Genomic DNA, 16,995 nt, shown 5'->3' with positions numbered 1-16,995 from the left:
CGGCGATTGAAGCCCGGTTTCGGCGCGTCGGCAATCGCGCGGCGGGCCGCCGCGCCCCTACCGCCTCAACCCATGCGGTCGTCCAGCAGCGCCCGGTACTCCTCCGCGCTGGGCTGGCGCGGCGCGGTCGCGTGGCTGTGGTCGGCCAGCGCCCGCTCGACCACCCACGGCAGCACGTCCTCGGTGACGCCGAGGGTTCCAAGTCCTGCCGGCACGCCGAGCCGCCGGTTGAGCGCGTCGAGCTCGTCCGCAAGGTCCGTCTCGGGGGCGAGGCCCATCGCCGCCTTCAGGCGCTCGATCTTGTCGCCAACGTGGCCGGCGCTGAACCGCAGCACCGGCGGCATCAGGATGGCGTTCAGGGTGCCGTGGTGGAGCGACGCCGTCTTGAGGCCGCCGAGCGCATGGCTGAGGGCATGGACCGCGCCGAGGCCTTTCTGGAAGGTCAGACCGCCCTCGAGCGCGCCCATCATAAGCTCAGAGCGCGCCTCGATGTCGCCGCCGTCGGCGCAGGATCGCTCGATGTGCCGCCAGATGCGCCCGGCGCCGTCGAGAGCGATCGCCTCGGCCGGCGGATTGAAGCGGGGCGAGAGCAAGGTCTCGATGCAGTGCGACAGCCCGTCCAGCGCGGTCGCGGCGGTCAGCCACGCCGGCAGGCCGAGCGTCAGCTCGGGGTCGCAGATCGCGAGTTTCGGGATGAGGTGCGGGCTGATGAAGCCGAGCTTCCGGCCGTCGTCGAGGCTGATCAAGGCCGCGCGGCCGACCTCCGAGCCGGTGCCCGCCGTGGTCGGAACGGCGATCAGCGGCGCGACCGCGGCGATCTTCGGGATGCCACCCAGGATAGCGGCGTAGGTCTCCAGCGGACCGTCGTGGGTCGCCAGCAGGGCGACCGCCTTCGCGAGGTCGATCGGCGACCCGCCGCCGGCCGCCACCAATCCGTCGCAGCCGCCGGCCTTGTAGACTTCCAGCGCGGCGAGCGCCGCGGATTCGGTCGGGTTGGTCGGGACGTCGAGAAACACCGGCGATCCCGCCGGGCAGAGCGCCGTGATGCGGTCGACGATCCCCGCCGCCTTCAGGCCTCGATCCGAAACGATCAAGGGGCGGGAAATCTTGAGGCCCTGGAGCGCTTCGCCAAGCCGCGCGACGGCGCCAATCTCGAAGTCGATCGTCGTGAGATAGGTGATCGGAGGCATTGTTCATTCCCCGGGCTTTTGATCGCAGCCCAAGGCAATCGCCCAGGTCGGAGCAATTGACAACCGTCGAAGACGCACCGGACGTTGACCCTGTCGTCGTCCCACGGGCCAATCCGTTCGAGCCGTGGCGACATGCGCATCCCGGGATCTCAAGAACGCCGGTTCCGACCTCGGATCAACCGAGGCCGGCCCGCGACGTTCGCTTCAGACTTTGGCGAGCAGGTCCGTCACGGTCACCTTTTCCGGCAGGACCTTGCGCTCGACCAGCCAATCGGCGGCCTTCTGCAACTGAGCGACGAAGGCCTCGTCGGTGACGGGATAGATCTCGTAGCGCCGCTTTCGCTCGAGGAAGAGGTCGCGGACGGCGTCGGAGTAGCGCGGCGGCGACCCTTGCGCGATCGTCTCGGCCTCCTGCGGGTTCGCGCTCGCCCACTCCGCCTCGCGGGCGAAGCCGGCGTTCACCAGCCGCACGATGTCGGCGTTCTCGGTCGCGAAGGTGCGCGAGGTCAGCCAGGTCGTGAAGTCGATCTGGAAGTCGAGGTCGCGCTCCTCAACGAAGATGTCGTGCGCCTTGTACTCGGCGCGGGCGATGTCGACGCTGGGGCTCCACATCGACCAGGCGTCGACTTTTCCGGAGGCGAGCGCGGGCGCCGCGTCCGGCGGGTTGAGGTAGACGACGTTCACCTTGGAGCGGTCGACGCCGTATTTCTCCAGCGCCGCGACCAGCAGGAACTCGCCCAGCCCCGAGCGGTTCACCGCCACCGACCTGCCGACGAGGTCCTGGACCTTTTCGATCCCCGAGCCCTGGCGGGCGATGATCGAGGTCGTGCGCGGGCGGTAGACCAGGAACTGAGTGAAGACGAGCGGCGAGCCGGCGCTGATCGCGGCGAAGGCCGGCGTCGTCGAACCGCCGAAGCTGAAGTCGGCGCTGCCGCCCGTCACCGCCTGCAGGGTCGGCGCGTGGTTCGGGAACGGACCGACCCACTCGACCTTGAGGCCCTGATCGTTCAGCGCCTTCTCGAACGCGCCGCGCTCCTTGGCGATGAGGGTGAGGCCGCCGGACGGACCGAAGGTCAGCCGGACCTTGTCGGTGTTGCGGGCGGACGCAGGGGCCGCGCCCCCGAGCGAGAAGCCGCCGGACAGCGCGCCGGCGGCGAGCGTCGACCCCGCGAGGAACGTGCGGCGCGAAGGGGTGCGGAAGAACGACATGGGTTGGGCCTTAAGCGGGCGTTTGAGAGAGGGAGAAAGACGAACTCCGTCGGCGATCCGCCGGCAGGACGCCGAATTGGGCCAGCAGGTCCGCGCGTGCGGCCTGGATCGAGACGTCGTCCGAGAGCCGGATTTCGTGGGCGATCGCGCCATCGCGCATGAGCAGGATGCGGTCGGCGAGCGCGAGCGCCTCGTCGACGTCGTGGGTGACGAGCAGCACGCCCGGCCGGTGGCGGGCGATCAGCTCCTTCACGAGCTGATGCATCCGAAGACGCGTCAGCGCGTCGAGCGCTGCGAAGGGCTCGTCGAGCAGCAGCAGTTCGGGCTCCTGCACCAGCGCGCGGGCGAGCGCGACGCGCTGGGCCTGGCCGCCGGAGAGGTTGCGCGGCCAGTCGTCCAGCCGGTCGCCAAGGCCGACCTCCGCGAGCGCCTCCGCGGCGCGCGTCCGGGCGCCGTCTTTCGGCTGGCCAAGCGAGACGTTCCGCCAGAGGCTGTCCCAGGGCAGCAGGCGGTGCTCCTGGAACACGACCGCCGGGCGTCCCGGCGCGTCGACAGACCCGCCGTCGATCGGGTCGAGGCCGGCGAGCGCGCGCAGCAGGGTGGTCTTTCCGCAGCCGCTTTCGCCGAGCAGGGCGACGAACTCGCCGCGCTGGATGGTCAGGTCGAGGCCGTCGATGACGGTGCGCTCGCCGTACCGCCGGACGAGGCGGCGGACGGCGACCGCGGGAGTGGCGGCGACCGGGCTCATCGGGCGCCCTTCGCATAGTTCGGGTGCCAAGCTAGCAGCCGGCGCTCCAGCAGGCGGGCGATCGTATCCGAGCCGGCGCCGATCAGCGCGTAGATCAGAATGGTCAGCACGATCACGTCGGTGCGGAGGAACTCGCGGGCGTCCATGGCGAGGAAACCGAGGCCCGCCTGGGCGCCGACGGTCTCCGCCACGACAAGCGCGAGCCAGGCGACCGCCAGCGCATAGCGCACCCCCGTGAGGATCGAGGGCAGCGCGCCCGGCAGGATGATGCGCCGGATCGTGGTCCAGCCCGACAGGCCCTGCACCCGGGCAAGCTCCAGCAGCTTCGGGTCGACCTGCCTTATGCCGAGGATCGTGTTGATGTAGATCGGGAAGACGACGCCGAGCGACACGAGGAAGATTTTCTGCCCTTCGCCGACGCCGAACCAGATGATCGTGAGCGGCAGGGCGGCCAGGAACGGCACGGCGCGGATCATCTGGACGCTGCGGTCGATGGCGGCTTCCGCGAGACGTGAGAAGCCGACCGTGACGCCGAGCGAGAAGCCGATCAGGCCGCCTATGGCGAAGCCCGTCGCCGCCCGGAGGAGGCTGACGCCGAGGTCGTAGAACAGGCCTCCTGTGGAGGCGAGCGTGATCGCCGTCTGCACCACCTTGCTCGGGGCCGGCAGCACATGCGGCGCGACGTAGCCGCCGCGGCACAGCGCTTCCCAGACGATGAGCACGACGACCGGCGCGGCCCAGGACAGCGCGAGCAGCCCACGCTGGCTCGCGCCGCCGCCGGCGGCCTTCGCGCGTGAGGCCGGCCGGGCGGACGACGCCCGCAGGCCCGGCTTGGGCTCAAGCGCGTAGCCGCCCTCGACGCGAGGATCCGCAACGCTCATCGGACGTCCCTCAGGCCGGGCGCGACCGTCGCCGCAGACCGGCCAAGCCGCGGAAAGATCTCTTCGGCGAAACGCCGCATCTCGGCGCGGAAGGGCTGGAACTGCAGCATGAAGACCTCGACGCCGGCGGCGTGGAACGCCGCGATGCGTTCGGCGACCTGGTCGTAGCTGCCGACGAGGCCGGCCGCGGTGCCCCCGTTGGTGCCGACGGAGGGGTTCTTCGCGATCGTCTGGAACATCACCACCTTCGGGTCGGTGTTGGCCTTTTGGATCGCCCGGTCGGCCTTGTCGCGCTCGGCGAGCGTCGCGAGCCTGCGGTGTTCGGCCTGGGCCTCGGCCTCGGTCTCGCGGGCGATGACGAAAGCCGCGAGGCCGAAGCGCAGCGGGCTTCCCGCGCGCGGCCGGGCCCTGAGGTCGGCGATCAGCCCCTCGACCGCGGCGAGCGGCTGTCCGTTGATGAACCAGACGTCGCTGTGCTCGGCCGCAAGCTCCCGCGCGGGCTCGGACTCGCCCCCGAGATAGATCCGGGGCCGCTCGCGGAATTTGCCCGCCGGCGCCAGCACGTAGCCGTCGATGGCGAAGTGCTCGCCCCGGTGGGTGACCGTCTCGCCGCGCAGCAGCCGCTTCACGATCGAGAGCCACTCGCGGCCGTAGGCGTAGCGCAGGTCGTGGTCGAGGAAGGGGATGCCGGCTCTGTCGAATTCGGCGCGGTTCCAGGCGTTGATCAGGTTAAGGGCGAAGCGCCCGCGGCTGATCTCCTCGATCTGCAGCGCCATCTTGGCGAGCACGACCGGGTGGTAGAGCGCCGGCTTGATCGCCGAGATGATTTCGATGCGCTGCGTCAGCGCCGCGAGGCCAGCGGACGCCGTCCAGGCCTCGAGCTGGTCGTGATCCGGCACGTGGGGGTTTGCGGTGTGCTGCGCAACGAGCACGGAGTCGTAACCAAGCGCTTCGGCCTCGATGACCGTGGCGCGGTTGTGCTCCCATGAAGCGTCGTAGGGCTCCAGCGGGTCATGGGCCGCAGCGCGCGGCCCGTGCACAGGCGCCCACACGCCAAACTCGATCTGCGACATCTCCAAACCCTTCGCCGTCGTCCCGGGCATTCCTCCAAAACTTCATCGAACAAGTCAATACAATCGATAAAATAGATATACTGAAAGCCGCGTTTGTAGGAAGCCTGCGTTGCGGCCGGCTCTTCCGATAGCGCCATCGACGCTATGTTCCAGGCGTGCGCCGCAGGGTGCCGACGCTACGCGCCCATTCGCGAAACGGAGCTGCCCTGCATGTCCAAAGCCGACTCACCAAACGAGAGGGTGATGGCGCGTCATCCCGTGAGCCCCGACGGCCGCTATTTCGTCGTGAAAGGCCGATTGTGGAGGCTCAGCAACCCCGCCCTGTCGGACGAGGAGCGGCAGCGGCTCGTGTCCGAGCTGATGTCGGCCCGCAGCGCCGTACGGACGGCGCGCGGCGACCCGACGGCGCTCAAGGCCGCGCGGGACCGGGTTCAAGCCGCGAAGGTCGCGCTGGGGGAGCGCGGAGCTGTTTGGTGGACGGATGGGGCGCCTGACCTGAACCGGAAGCTCGCCCGAAACACCGCCTACGCCGCGTGGTTTGAGGCGCAGGACGAGCGGGGCTAAGGGACGTCGACGCGAGCGCCGCGCGTCACCGCGCGTTTTGGACCGCAGGCCGCGGCTCGTCCTGATCGGGATCTCGACCCTGGCTGCGGTCGAGCCTGCGCATGATCGGCGTGACGGTTAGCCCGTGCATGAGGATCGAAAGCAGGATCACCAGGCCGACGACGGCCCAGAGTCGTTCGCCTCCCTCGGCGGGCATGTGGTTGAGGCCGTAAGCCATATAATAGATCGACCCCACGCCGCGTATTCCGAAGAATGCCAGCGTCAGCCGCTCCCGCCAGTCGGCGTCGTGGCCGATCAATCCGATCAGCCCTGCGATCGGCCGGACCACGACCAGAATGACAAGGGCCGCGGCGACGTCGACCCACTGGAGCGGCGCCAACAGGCCGCTGACGAGCGCGCCGCCGAACAGCAGCAGCAGCGCCATCATCATGAGGCGCTCGATCTGCTCCGCGACCTCGTGCATCCCGACCTGAAACTCGTGGTCGCGGTGCGCGTGCCGGAAGGTGAGCGCGGTCACGAAGACCGCGAGGAAGCCGTAGCAATGGATGATCTCGGTCAGGCCGTAGGACACCAAAGCGGCCGACAGCGCGATCAGTCCGTCGCCGGTCTTGGCGAGCTTGGACTCCGCGGGCACATGGAACGTCAGCCACCCGAACGCCCGGCCGATGACGTAGCCGGCCGCGACCCCGGCGCCGATCTCCCAGATCACATTGACGGCGATCCATTCGGTCAGCCACGGCGCGCCCGTCACGGCCGACGCGGCGAGCGCGATTGCGAGATGGACGAACGGGAACGCGAAGCCGTCGTTCAGTCCGGCCTCCGCCGTCAGCCCGAACCGGACGTCGTCCTCGTCCTCCGACTTCGGCGGTCCGACCTGGACGTCCGCCGCGAGCACGGGATCGGTCGGGGCGAGCGCCGCGCCGAGCAGCAGCGCCACAGTCCATGACATGCCGATCCACCACCCGCCGATCGCCGTGATGGCCACGATGCTGAGCGGCATCGTCACCACGATCAGGCGCAGGGCGACGGACCAGCGCCGAACGCCGAACACTCGGTCGATCTTCAATCCCGCGCCCATCAAGGCGATGACGACCACGAGTTCCGAAAGGCGCTCTGTCAGCTCGGGGTAGCGGGTCGGGAGCGGCTCGAGCGTGATCTGAGGAAGCGCGAACAGAGCCGCGCCAAGCGCGATGCAGATGATCGGCAACGACAGCGGAAGCCTCCGCAGCGCCGTAGGCAGCCACACGACCAGAGCGATGAGGAGCCCTGCCCCGGTGAGCGCGAGGATGTAGGGGTCGGGAAGCCAAGTCTGCGGGATGTCCATGGCCTTGAACGGTCCACGCCGCCGGATCGATCCGGCGGCGGCGCGCAGCGCTGATATGCCCTCGGCCCACGTGGGCGGACGCGCGGACTTCGCCCGCTACTCCGCGGAGAAGTCGAACGCATGGACATGCTCCCAGGGTCCGCCGAGATAGCGCCAGAGGTCGAGGCCCGGAGCGAGGAAATCGTGGGGCGCGAAGCCGCTTCGCAGGCGCGCCAGCAGATCTTGGGCGACGGCGGGCGCGACCTTGTTCTGGACCGTCACATGGAGCCCGCCGAAGTTGAGGTCCTGGGACGTCAGGCGCGGCCGCCACTCCGTGGCGAGGGCGCGTCTGATCTCAAGCGTGTCGGGGGACGTGAGGCGAAAGGCGACGCCGCGGCCAAGCGACGCCACGGAGTCCACCGTCACCGAGGGCGGAGGGCGTCCGTCCATGATCGCGCGGAGGCGTTCGATGATCTCCAGGACCTCTTCGCCGGGGAGATGGTGGAACAGGGTGACGTGCGCCGAAAGGTAATTGCGCTCCGGAGGAAAGTGCTCCTGGCGCAGCGCGTCGAACCTGAGCTGCCGCGCCTGATCGAGGCGGAGCGTCAGAATGAGCGGCGGCGTGTTCCGAGGCTTGGCCGACGCGTCGCTCAACCCCAGTATCCTGATGCGCAGGAGTGAGCGCGGTCCAACGTTCCGCCGTGCGCTGCGTTCGGGCGGTGCCGCCCGCCGCACAAGACCTGCCGGGGCCTGCTCATGACGCTTCCCTGCGCTCGTCGTCGAACGCCGTGCGGGCGCGTTCGATCGCCGGCCGGTTCTCTTTCGCCCAGCGAGCAAGCGCGACGGCGTGCGTCTGCAGCGAACGGCCGAGATCGGTGAGCTCGTAATCGACCCGCGGCGGAATGCTCGGTGTCATGGTCCGCGTCACGAGCCCGTCGCGCTCGAGACCGCGCAGCGTCAGGGTCAGCATCCGCTGGGACACGCCTCCGATCAGTCGTTTGAGCTCGTTGAAGCGCTTGGAGCCGTCGGCGAGGAACATCACCACCAGCACGGTCCACTTGTCGCCGACCCGCGCCAGCACCGAGTTCACCATCCGGCAGTCGTGGGATTCCGCGCCCGTGTAGCCGGGGATGGGATCATCGGCGTGCCTGCGTTCCAATCATGTGCCTCCTTGCGATCAGGCTCTAAGAGTAACTTATAGAGCCTCGGTTACAAACCGATACCAAGGACCGCGATGAAACTCCTCCATGTCGACGCCAGCGAGGGGACGGCGGTTCGCGCAAGTCGGGCGGCCTCACGTTTGCGTCGGTATACGCCTCGGTAAAGGACGACCGGCCGCCCCGCCCGCACGGGTCGGCGGCCGACAGCACATGTAGAGTGGACGTCATGAAGAAGATCGGGTTCCTTTCGTTCGGCCATTGGTCGCCCTCCGCCCAGTCGCAGACCCGCTCGGCGGGCGACACCCTGCTCCAGTCGATCGACCTCGCCGTGGCGGCCGAGGAGCTTGGCGCGGATGGCGCCTATTTCCGGGTGCATCACTTCGCGCGCCAATTGGCCTCGCCGTTTCCGTTGCTCGCGGCCGTCGGCGCGAAGACGAGCCGCATCGAGATCGGCACCGGCGTCATCGACATGCGCTATGAGAACCCGCTCTACATGGCCGAGGACGCGGGCTCGGCCGACCTCATCGCCGGCGGGCGGTTGCAGCTTGGCATCAGCCGCGGCTCGCCCGAGCAGGTGATCGAGGGCTGGCGACACTTCGGCTATGCGCCGGCCGAGGGCGAGAGCGACGCCGACATGGGTCGGCGTCACGCCGAGGTCTTCCTGAACGTGCTGCGGGGCGAGGGCTTCGCCCAGCCCAGCCCGCGCCCGATGTTCCCGAACCCGCCCGGGCTGCTGCGCATCGAACCGCACTCCGCAGGCTTGCGCGACCGCATCTGGTGGGGATCGGCGTCCAACGACACCGCCCTCTGGGCCGCACACCACGGGATGAACCTGCAAAGCTCGACCTTGAAGAAGGACGAGAGCGGGGAGCCGTTCCACGTGCAGCAGGCCAAGCAGATCCGGCTCTATCGCGACGCCTGGAAAGACGCGGGCCACGCACGGACCCCGCGCGTCTCGGTCTCGCGTTCGATCTTCGCCCTCGTGAACGAACAGGACCGCGCTTACTTCGGTCGCAGCGACGGCGACGACCAGATCGGGGTGATCGACGACATGCGGGCGATCTTCGGCAGGTCCTACGCGGCCGAACCCGACAAGCTGGCGGCGGCGTTGAAGGCGGACGAGGCGATCCAGGAGGCCGACACGCTGCTGCTCACCGTCCCGAACCAGCTGGGCGTCGCGTACAACGCCCATGTGATCGAGGCCATTCTGCAGCACGTCGCTCCCGCCTTGGGATGGCGCTGAATCGGTCGGTCCCGGGCCGACGGTTCAGCCCCGCGCCCGCCCCGTGAGGCGTCGCGAGCCCCGATCTAGCGCATGCGGCGGAGATCGATTAGACCTCATAAACCACATAGACTGATGAGGGCTGATCATGAATTCCCGCGGCGACATCCGCGACGTGATCGCGTTCCTCGCGGTCGCCCGCGAGCGAAGCTTCACGAAGGCTGCCGCCAAGCTCGGCGTGTCCCAGTCCGCGCTGAGCCACACCATCCGCGGCCTTGAGGCCCGCATGGAGCTTCGTCTTCTCACGCGCACGACCCGGAGCGTCGCCCCCACCGAAGCCGGGGAGCGGCTGCTGCGTTCGGTCGGCCCGCGGATCGAGGAGATCGACGCCGAGCTCGCCGCGATGGTCGAGATGCGCGACAAGCCCGCAGGCGCGATCCGGATCACGGCGGGGGAACACGCGGTCTCGACCGTGCTCTGGCCCGCCTTGAAGCGGCTGCTGCCGGACTATCCCGACATCGAGGTCGAGGTCGTCACCGACCATGGATTGGTGGACATCGTGGCCGAGCGCTACGACGCGGGGATCAGGCTCGGCGAGGCCGTCGCCAAGGACATGATCGCGGTGCGGATCGGCCCGGACATGCGCATGGCGGTGGTGGGCTCGCCGTGTTACTTCGCCGCGCACGGCAAGCCGAAGGTCCCGCAGGACCTGACCGCCCACCGCTGCGTGAACCTCCGGCTACCGACGCTCGGCAACCTCTACCAATGGGAGTTCGAGAAGGCCGGACGGGAGGTGAAGGTCCGCGTCGAGGGCCAGCTGACGTTCAACACCATGACGCAGCGCCTGGACGCCGCGCTGTGCGGGCTCGGCCTGTCTTACCTGCCCGACGACCAGATCGAGCCCCATGTCGGCGAAGGACGCCTGGTCCGCGTGCTCGCCGACTGGTGCGCGCCGTTTCCGGGCTATCACCTCTATTATCCCAGCCGCCGCCACGCCTCGCCCGCCTTCACGGTTCTGGCCGAAGCCCTGCGTCACCGCGGATGACGCGGTGACGCTCCCGTCGTGACTCAGCCCACTTCCGGCAGCCGTTCGAGCACCTTGTCGAGCGTGATCGGGTAGTCGCGCACGCGGACGCCCGTGGCGTTGTGGATCGCGTTGGCGATCGCCGCGCCGACGCCGCAGATCCCCAGTTCGCCGACGCCTTTGGCCTTCATGGGCGACGACACCGGGTCGGTCTCGTCGAGGAAGATGACCTCCTGATGAGGGATGTCGGCATGGACTGGGACCTCGTAGCCCGCAAGGTCGTGGTTCACGAAGAAGCCCGAGCGCGTGTCGACCGCGAGCTCCTCCATTAGGGCCGCCCCGGCGCCCATCGTCATCGCGCCGATGACCTGGCTGCGGGCGGACTTCGGGTTGAGAATGCGGCCCGCCGCGCAGACCGCCAGCATCCGCCGGATGCGGGACTCGCCCGTCGCACTGTCGACGCCCACTTCGACGAAGTGCGCGCCGAAGGTCGACTGCTGGAAGCGCTTGTCGAGATCGCCGAACTCGATCGCGTCCTCGACGACGATGTCGCGCGCCTGCGCCGCCTGGCCAAGCGGCGCGGACTTGCCGCCCGCCCGGATCTCGCCGTCCGTAAACTCCGCCGCCGCCGGGTCGAACCCGACCTGCCGCGCCACCGCCTCGCGGAGCTTGACGCAGGCGGCGTAGACGCCCGCCGTCGAACAGTTTGCGCCCCATTGCCCGCCCGAGCCCGCCGACGCCGGGAAGCGCGAGTCGCCGAGGTTCACCGTCACATGGTCAAGCGGAACGCCCATCATCTCGGCCACGGTTTGCGCGATGATCGTGTAGCTGCCGGTGCCGATGTCGGTCATGTCGGTCTCGACGGTGACGCGGCCGTTCGCGGCGAGCCGCACGCGGGCGCCGGACTTCATCACCACGTTGTCCCGGAACGCGGTCGCGACCCCCATGCCGATCAACCAACGCCCATCCCGCGTCTGGCCCGGCCCCTTGCGCGCCGACCAGCCGAACTTGTCGGCGCCGGTGCGGAAGCAGTCGGTGAGGCGGCGCTGCGAGAACGGTCGCTTGGGATCCTCGGGATCGACCTGGGTGTCGTTCAAGACGCGGAACTCGATCGGGTCCATCCCGAGCTTCTCCGCCATCTCGTCCATGGCGATCTCGAGCGCCATCAGTCCCGGCGCCTCGCCGGGCGCCCGCATGGCGTTGCCCTCGGGAAGGTCCAGCGTCGCGAGTCGGGTCGCGGTGAAGCGATGCGCCCCGGCGTAAAGCAGGCGCGTCTGGTTGATCGCCTCCTCGGGCTTTCCGTCCGGCAGATTGCCGGACCAGGTCTCGTGACCGATCGCCGTGATCTTGCCGTCCCGGCCCGCGCCGATCTGGATGCGCTGCAGCGTGGCCGGCCGGTGCGTCGTGTTGTTGAAGATCATCGGGCGGGGCAGCGCCACCTTGACGGGCCGGCCTGCAGCCTTGGCGCCGAGCGCCGCAAGGATCGCATCGGCGCGCACGAACAGCTTTCCGCCGAAGCCGCCGCCGATGAAGGGGGAAACGACGCGGACGCTGTCCTTCGGCACGCCGAGCGTCTTGGCGATGTCGGCGACGCCCCAGTCGACCATCTGGTTCGAGGTCCAGACGGTCAGCTTGTCGTCGGTCCACACGGCCGTCGTGGCGTGCGGCTCGAGCATGGCGTGGGCGTGATCCGGGGTCGTGTAGCTCTCGTCGAACTTTACGGGCGCCGCCGCGAACGCCGCGGCGAAGTCTCCCGTCGCCGTGTCCGGCTTCTCGGTCTTCGGCCTGACGGCGCTCTCCTTGGCGCCCTTCAGGTCGAACACGCCCTTCTCCGGCGCATAGTCGACGCGGACCAGATTGGCCGCGGCTCGCGCCTGCTCGAAAGTCTCGGCCACCACCAGCGCGATGGCCTGGTGATAGTGCTGGATCTCGGGGCCGCCGAGCAACTTCGCGGTGTTGAACTTGCCAAGCCCGAGCGTTCCGGCGGTCTGGGCCGTCACGACGGCGATGACGCCGGGCGAGCGCTTGGCGGCGGCGAGGTCCATCGAGCGGATGCGGCCCTTGGCGATGCCGGCGCCGACCACATAGCCGACGGCGCCCTTCACGCCGAGGTCATGCCGCTCGTAGGCGTAGGGCGCGCGGCCGGTCACCTTCAGCGGACCGTCGATGCGGTCGAACGGCTTGCCCACGACCTTCATCTGGTCGATCGGGTTGGTCGTGGCGGGGGTGTCGAACTTCATGGGATCAGCCCCTCGCTTCGGTCAGGACGGCGTCGAGCGTGCGCTGGGCGAGCGTGAGCTTGAACGCGTTGTCGTGGGTCGGCCTGGCGTCGGCGAACAGGCCGTCGCTCACAGCCTTCGCGCCCCGGCCCATCTCCTTCTCCGCCGCCTCGACCCGCCAGGGCTTGTGCGCCACGCCGCCGACGGCGACGCGGCCGGAACCGTCCGGCTGGACGACGGCGGCGACCGAGACCAAAGCGAAAGCGTAGGACGCCCGATCGCGGACCTTGCGGTAGATCTGCGTGCCGCCAGCCGGCTTCGGCAGCGTCACGGCGGTGATCAGTTCGCCCTTCTCGAGCGTTGTCTCGACATGCGGCGTGTCGCCCGGCAAGCGGTGGAACTCGGCGATCGGGATGGCGCGCGTCGCGCCGTCGGCCCGGACCGTTTCCACCACCGCGTCGAGCGCCCGCATAGCGACGGCCATGTCGCTCGGGTTGGTGGCGATGCAGGCGTCGCTAACGCCGACGACGGCGAGCTGGCGGCTGAAGCCGCCGATCGCAGAGCAGCCGCTCCCGGGCGACCGCTTGTTGCAGGGCTGGTTGGTGTCGTAAAAATACGGGCAACGGGTGCGCTGGAGCAGGTTGCCCGCGGTCGTGGCGCGGTTGCGCAGCTGGCCGGACGCCCCGGCGAGCAGCGCGCGCGACAGCAGTCCGTAGTCGCGGCGCACCCGGGCGTCGGCGGCGAGGTCGGTGTTGCGGACCAGCGCGCCGATGCGCAGCCCTCCCTCCCCGGTCGGCTCGATCGTGTCGAGCTTCAATCCATTGACGTCGATTAGGTGCTGCGGCGTCTCGATCTCGAGCTTCATCAGATCGAGAAGGTTGGTGCCGCCGGCGATGAACTTGGCGCCCTCGGTCCGCTCGGCCGCGGCCGCGGCTTCGGCGGGCGAGCCCGCGCGCTCGTAGCTGAAGGCTTTCATGCGCGCCTCCCGGCGACTTCGGTCATGGCGTCGACGATGTTGGAGTAAGCCCCGCAACGGCAGATGTTGCCGCTCATCCTCTCGCGGATTTCATCGGCGGTCGGCTCGAAGGCGGCGGTGAGATCCGCCGAGACGTGGCTCGGGATCCCCGCCTTGATCTCCTCCAGCACCGACACCGCGGAGCAGATCTGTCCCGGCGTGCAGTAGCCGCACTGGTAGCCGTCGTGCTTCACGAAGGCGGCCTGCATCGGATGCAGGTTGTCGGGAGAGCCAAAACCCTCGATCGTCGTGATCTCGCTGCCCTCGTGCATCACCGCGAGCGACAGGCAGGAATTCATCCTCCGGCCGTCGACGATCACCGTGCAGGCGCCGCACTGGCCGTGGTCGCAGCCCTTCTTGGTGCCGGTCATCTCGAGCCGCTCGCGGAGAACGTCGAGCAGGGTTGTGCGGGTGTCGACGTCGAGCCGCTTCGCCTGTCCGTTCACGGTCATCGCGACCGCCGCCATGGTCGGGGCCCGGCTCGCCGCCGTCGCCGTCTGCGCGCCGGCCGCGACGGGCGCCGAAGCGGCCGCAGCCGTTGCGGCGGCCGCGATCATCACGTCGCGTCGGGACAATTCCAGCTCTTTGGGCGGTGCCATGAAATGCTCCGTGCTCCGTGAACGGGCGCGTCCCGTCGGCTTGTCAGGCCCAGAGCAAACTAGAGTTCATCTAAACAAGGATAAGGCTTTGAAGCCGCATGCCCTTATGAGCAGAAATCATCAATACGTGGTTCCGAACGCTGTAACGCTCATGTGATGGCGCGGTTCGGAACCAGTTGGCTACCGATTGAACCCAGACCCACGGCCCCAGCGGCCTCGCCGCCTCGCTCGGCTTCGTCGACACGCGCTACGCCGACGACATGACCCTCTCCGCCTCCGGCGAGGCCGCCGCCAAGGTCAGCGCGCTGCTGAAATTCGTGAACGAGATCGTCGCGGCCGAAGGCTCCGTGGTCCATCCCGACAAGACGCGGGTGATGCGCCGCGGCGGGCGCCAGGAGGTGACGGGCCTCGTCGTCAACGAGCGCGTGGCCATGCCGCGCGACGTGCTGCGACGGTTCCGGGCGCTGTTGATCATTCGCCACGTCCTGCGCCGTCGCAGGCGGCGGCGCTGAGCCCGCGCGTCAGGTCGCCGGGGGAACATCGAGCAGCGTCGCGACCAGTTCGCGGAGGTCGGCGATGTCGCTCCCGATGCGGCCGTCGCGGCGGCTCGACGACGCGTAGAAGATCCCGTCGAGCTGAAGGCTGATGGTCCGGGCCGTCTTGACGACGTCGACCTCCCTGAACTGCCCCGCGGAGATTCCGCGGGCGACGCAGTCCTCGAGCAGGCCTTGCTCGAAGGCGTAGAAGTCCGCGATCAGCGTTCCGGCGCCCGTCCTGTCCTCGCTGGACGCGGAGTGGTCGGACATCAGCTGCGTCATCCGAGCGACCGTGGGCGCGATCGACACATGCAGATCGAGCCACGAGAAGATCTCCGAACGAGGGTCGGCGGCCGTCGCGCGCCCGGCCGCGTAACCGCCGCGCAGCTGCTCGATCGCGTATCCGAGGGCGCGCCGGAACAGGTCCTCCTTGCTCTCGAAATAGTGGTAGATCAGCGCAGGGTTGATGCCGCACGCAGCGGCGATGTCGCGCATCGTGACGTTTGAATAATGCCGCTCCGCGAACAGCCTGAGCGCTTCGTCGAGGATCAGTTCGGTCCGCAGCGCCGGCGCAAGCCGCCGCCGAGTCTTGGACGAAGAACCGCCTGACGGGCTGGGCGCCCCGCGCGCAATCGGTGCCTTCGTCACAGGCGCCTCCCACGGGACTCAGCCCTTTCGGTCCGACAAAGGCGCCTAGCTTTTGCGCTGCACATCGACGGTCTCATGGGTCATATTAAACACGTGTTTAATAGCGTCGTCGAGCGCGGCGCGTTGGTTGGGGACGCGATGGAGATCGGATCCAGCGCGTTCTGCGCGGAGCGTATCGCTGTAGGGAACGGCCTCCGCGTCCGAGGCGCGTGTCCACACCCGACGCGCGCCCATGCGACGACGCGCTGCGCCCTTGAGAAGGACTGACCCATGGCCGACAAGCGCTTCCACCTCGGTTGGTTCATGAACTTCACGCCGGACGAGTGGCGCGAGCCCTTCGGGCAGGGCGGGCGGCCGTGGGACGGCCAGTTCTATGTCGAAATGGCGCGGTCGCTGGAGCGCGCGTGCTTCGACTACATCATGATCGAGGACAAGCTGATGGTGCCGCAGACCTATGGCGGCTCCGCCAAGGCCTCGCTGAACCACGGCATGATGGTGCCGAAGCACGATCCTGCCCCACTCGCGGTGGCGATGGGCATGGCGACGCGGCGCCTCGGCGTGATCGCCACCATGTCGACGATGGCCTATCCGCCGTTCCTCATGGCGCGCCTCTGCTCCACCATCGACAGCCTGACCAACGGCCGGTTCGGCTGGAACGTGGTCACCTCCGCCGAAGACCTGATGGCGAAGAACTTCGGCATGGATCGTCTGCCGCCGCGCGACCAGCGCTACGAGATGGCGGACGAGTACATGGAGGTGATGGGCAAGCTGTTCGAAAGCTGGGATCCGGACGCCGTCGTGCTCGATCGCGACGCCGGGATCTACGCCGACGAAACCAAGGTCCGTCCCATCGATTTCGAGGGCAAGTACTACAAGGTCCGCGGCCCGCTCAACACGGTGCCGTCGCCCCAGGGCCGCCCGATCTACGTGCAGGCTGGCGCCTCGCCGAAGGGCCGCGACTTCGCCGCGACCCATGCGGACTCGATCGTCTCGGTCGCGAGCGGCGTCGAGGAGATGCGGAAGTTCCGCGAGGATATCCGCGCCCGCGCCGAAAGGTTCGGACGCGACCCGGACTCGATCAAGGTGATGTTCTGCGTAACCCCGACGCTTGGCGAGACCGACGCCGAAGCTCGGGCGAAGCACGAGCGCATGCTGAACTCGCCGCATTTCATCGTCGACACGTTGGCCTCGCTGTCCGCCATCACCGAGATCGACTTCGCGCAATACGATCTCGACAAGCCGCTGCCGGAAAAGCTCGTCACCAACGGCGAGTCCGGCACGCTCGACAAGTTCCAGCAGTGGGGCGGCGGCAAGACGCTGAAGGAGCTGGTGGTCGCCGGAGGCGGCGGGCTGGTGTCGTCCGTGGAGTTGGTCGGGACGCCCGACACGGTCGCCGACCGCATGGGCGAGGTGATGGCCGACGTCGGCGGCGACGGCTTCCTGATCACGACGCCGGTGCTGCGCGTCAGCCGCCGCTTCATCACCGAGGTGACCGACGGACTCGTGCCGGCGCTCCAGAAGCGCGGGCTCGCGCGCACGGCCTACGCGCATGAGAAGCTGCGCGACAACCTGCTCGACTTTTGAGGACCGAGAGGGGAGCCGCG

At 68.8% G+C, this 16,995-nt stretch carries 17 protein-coding genes; 5 read left to right on the top strand and 12 right to left on the bottom strand.

Going from position 1 to position 16,995, the window contains the following annotated elements:
• Positions 1-65 precede the first annotated feature (65 nt).
• The 5 genes from K244_RS0120160 to K244_RS0120140 form a co-directional block, all read right to left on the bottom strand.
• A complete protein-coding gene (locus K244_RS0120160) occupies positions 66-1,190 on the bottom strand; it encodes an iron-containing alcohol dehydrogenase (protein WP_020188107.1) in 1,125 nt (374 codons plus the stop codon).
• A gap of 204 nt (positions 1,191-1,394) precedes the next feature.
• A complete protein-coding gene (locus K244_RS0120155) occupies positions 1,395-2,399 on the bottom strand; it encodes an NrtA/SsuA/CpmA family ABC transporter substrate-binding protein (protein WP_020188106.1) in 1,005 nt (334 codons plus the stop codon).
• Between the two features lie 10 nt (positions 2,400-2,409).
• Positions 2,410-3,147 (bottom strand): ABC transporter ATP-binding protein, encoded by a 738-nt coding sequence (locus K244_RS0120150; RefSeq protein WP_020188105.1) that lies wholly within the window; start codon positions 3,145-3,147, stop codon positions 2,410-2,412.
• Positions 3,144-4,028, bottom strand: coding sequence for an ABC transporter permease subunit (locus K244_RS0120145; RefSeq protein ID WP_020188104.1), 885 nt, complete (start codon positions 4,026-4,028; stop codon positions 3,144-3,146). The genes K244_RS0120150 and K244_RS0120145 overlap by 4 nt, the downstream gene beginning before the upstream one ends.
• A complete protein-coding gene (locus tag K244_RS0120140) occupies positions 4,025-5,101 on the bottom strand; it encodes an LLM class flavin-dependent oxidoreductase (protein ID WP_020188103.1) in 1,077 nt (358 codons plus the stop codon). The genes K244_RS0120145 and K244_RS0120140 overlap by 4 nt, the downstream gene beginning before the upstream one ends.
• Before the next feature lie 243 nt (positions 5,102-5,344).
• Here K244_RS0120140 and K244_RS0120135 point away from each other — a divergent pair, with 243 nt between their 5' ends.
• On the top strand, positions 5,345-5,665 hold the full coding sequence (locus K244_RS0120135; RefSeq protein WP_020188102.1) for a hypothetical protein: 321 nt from the start codon (positions 5,345-5,347) through the stop codon (positions 5,663-5,665).
• A 25-nt stretch (positions 5,666-5,690) separates the two neighbouring features.
• On the opposite strand, the gene K244_RS0120130 is transcribed toward K244_RS0120135, so the two are convergent.
• The 3 genes from K244_RS0120130 to K244_RS0120120 all read right to left on the bottom strand — a co-directional run bounded on the left by K244_RS0120130 (position 5,691) and on the right by K244_RS0120120 (position 8,127).
• Complete coding sequence (locus K244_RS0120130) at positions 5,691-6,989, bottom strand: cation:proton antiporter (RefSeq protein WP_020188101.1); 1,299 nt, start codon at positions 6,987-6,989, stop codon at positions 5,691-5,693.
• Between the two features lie 96 nt (positions 6,990-7,085).
• Entirely contained in the window at positions 7,086-7,622 is a 537-nt protein-coding gene (locus tag K244_RS0120125; protein WP_020188100.1) for a 2'-5' RNA ligase family protein, read from the bottom strand.
• A gap of 100 nt (positions 7,623-7,722) precedes the next feature.
• A complete protein-coding gene (locus tag K244_RS0120120) occupies positions 7,723-8,127 on the bottom strand; it encodes a helix-turn-helix domain-containing protein (protein WP_020188099.1) in 405 nt (134 codons plus the stop codon).
• A 227-nt stretch (positions 8,128-8,354) separates the two neighbouring features.
• Between K244_RS0120120 and K244_RS0120115 the strand changes: the two genes are divergently transcribed.
• Both K244_RS0120115 and K244_RS0120110 read left to right on the top strand, forming a co-directional pair.
• Positions 8,355-9,371 (top strand): LLM class flavin-dependent oxidoreductase, encoded by a 1,017-nt coding sequence (locus K244_RS0120115; RefSeq protein WP_024816645.1) that lies wholly within the window; start codon positions 8,355-8,357, stop codon positions 9,369-9,371.
• Positions 9,372-9,498: 127 nt separating this feature from the next.
• Positions 9,499-10,395, top strand: coding sequence for a LysR family transcriptional regulator (locus tag K244_RS0120110; protein ID WP_020188097.1), 897 nt, complete (start codon positions 9,499-9,501; stop codon positions 10,393-10,395).
• A gap of 23 nt (positions 10,396-10,418) precedes the next feature.
• Here K244_RS0120110 and paoC read toward each other — a convergent pair whose 3' ends face one another.
• Genes paoC through paoA form a run of 3 tightly spaced genes read right to left on the bottom strand, consistent with a single transcriptional unit; the run spans position 10,419 to position 14,207 of the window.
• Positions 10,419-12,614, bottom strand: a complete 2,196-nt coding sequence (gene paoC, locus K244_RS0120105) for an aldehyde oxidoreductase molybdenum-binding subunit PaoC (protein WP_020188096.1) — start codon at positions 12,612-12,614, stop codon at positions 10,419-10,421.
• A gap of 4 nt (positions 12,615-12,618) precedes the next feature.
• The gene (locus K244_RS0120100; protein ID WP_020188095.1) at positions 12,619-13,569 is read right to left on the bottom strand and encodes a xanthine dehydrogenase family protein subunit M; all 951 of its coding nucleotides are present in this window, start codon (positions 13,567-13,569) and stop codon (positions 12,619-12,621) included.
• The gene (gene paoA / locus K244_RS0120095) at positions 13,566-14,207 is read right to left on the bottom strand and encodes an aldehyde dehydrogenase iron-sulfur subunit PaoA (RefSeq protein ID WP_024816644.1); all 642 of its coding nucleotides are present in this window, start codon (positions 14,205-14,207) and stop codon (positions 13,566-13,568) included. The genes K244_RS0120100 and paoA overlap by 4 nt, the downstream gene beginning before the upstream one ends.
• Before the next feature lie 260 nt (positions 14,208-14,467).
• Here paoA and K244_RS0120090 point away from each other — a divergent pair, with 260 nt between their 5' ends.
• A complete protein-coding gene (locus K244_RS0120090; RefSeq protein ID WP_020188093.1) occupies positions 14,468-14,719 on the top strand; it encodes a hypothetical protein in 252 nt (83 codons plus the stop codon).
• A gap of 9 nt (positions 14,720-14,728) precedes the next feature.
• Here the strand turns inward: K244_RS0120090 and K244_RS0120085 are convergent, their stop codons facing one another.
• Positions 14,729-15,391, bottom strand: coding sequence for a TetR/AcrR family transcriptional regulator (locus tag K244_RS0120085; protein ID WP_020188092.1), 663 nt, complete (start codon positions 15,389-15,391; stop codon positions 14,729-14,731).
• Between the two features lie 270 nt (positions 15,392-15,661).
• On the opposite strand from K244_RS0120085, the gene K244_RS0120080 reads away from it, so the two are divergent.
• Positions 15,662-16,975: an NtaA/DmoA family FMN-dependent monooxygenase gene (locus K244_RS0120080; RefSeq protein ID WP_020188091.1), complete on the top strand. Its 1,314-nt coding sequence runs from the start codon at positions 15,662-15,664 to the stop codon at positions 16,973-16,975.
• Positions 16,976-16,995: the final 20 nt, after the last annotated feature.

Origin of the sequence: Methylopila sp. 73B, from assembly GCF_000526315.1 — a bacterium.
Taxonomy (GTDB): Bacteria; Pseudomonadota; Alphaproteobacteria; order Rhizobiales; family Methylopilaceae; genus Methylopila.
Note: the sequence above shows the minus strand (reverse complement) of the source record. Positions and strands in the feature narration are given on the sequence as shown.

Bases quoted from the DNA above. Each gene is read 5' to 3' on its own strand.
- K244_RS0120145 (WP_020188104.1), bottom strand. From the start codon at position 4,028: ATGAGCGTTGCGGATCCTCGCGTCGAGGGCGGCTACGCGCTTGAGCCC.
- K244_RS0120090 (WP_020188093.1), top strand. From the start codon at position 14,468: ATGACCCTCTCCGCCTCCGGCGAGGCCGCCGCCAAGGTCAGCGCGCTG.
- K244_RS0120140 (WP_020188103.1), bottom strand. From the start codon at position 5,101: ATGTCGCAGATCGAGTTTGGCGTGTGGGCGCCTGTGCACGGGCCGCGC.
- K244_RS0120150 (WP_020188105.1), bottom strand. From the start codon at position 3,147: ATGAGCCCGGTCGCCGCCACTCCCGCGGTCGCCGTCCGCCGCCTCGTC.
- paoA (WP_024816644.1), bottom strand. From the start codon at position 14,207: ATGGCACCGCCCAAAGAGCTGGAATTGTCCCGACGCGACGTGATGATC.
- K244_RS0120115 (WP_024816645.1), top strand. From the start codon at position 8,355: ATGAAGAAGATCGGGTTCCTTTCGTTCGGCCATTGGTCGCCCTCCGCC.
- paoC (WP_020188096.1), bottom strand. From the start codon at position 12,614: ATGAAGTTCGACACCCCCGCCACGACCAACCCGATCGACCAGATGAAG.
- K244_RS0120155 (WP_020188106.1), bottom strand. From the start codon at position 2,399: ATGTCGTTCTTCCGCACCCCTTCGCGCCGCACGTTCCTCGCGGGGTCG.
- K244_RS0120110 (WP_020188097.1), top strand. From the start codon at position 9,499: ATGAATTCCCGCGGCGACATCCGCGACGTGATCGCGTTCCTCGCGGTC.
- K244_RS0120130 (WP_020188101.1), bottom strand. From the start codon at position 6,989: ATGGACATCCCGCAGACTTGGCTTCCCGACCCCTACATCCTCGCGCTC.
- K244_RS0120100 (WP_020188095.1), bottom strand. From the start codon at position 13,569: ATGAAAGCCTTCAGCTACGAGCGCGCGGGCTCGCCCGCCGAAGCCGCG.
- K244_RS0120160 (WP_020188107.1), bottom strand. From the start codon at position 1,190: ATGCCTCCGATCACCTATCTCACGACGATCGACTTCGAGATTGGCGCC.
- K244_RS0120080 (WP_020188091.1), top strand. From the start codon at position 15,662: ATGGCCGACAAGCGCTTCCACCTCGGTTGGTTCATGAACTTCACGCCG.
- K244_RS0120135 (WP_020188102.1), top strand. From the start codon at position 5,345: ATGGCGCGTCATCCCGTGAGCCCCGACGGCCGCTATTTCGTCGTGAAA.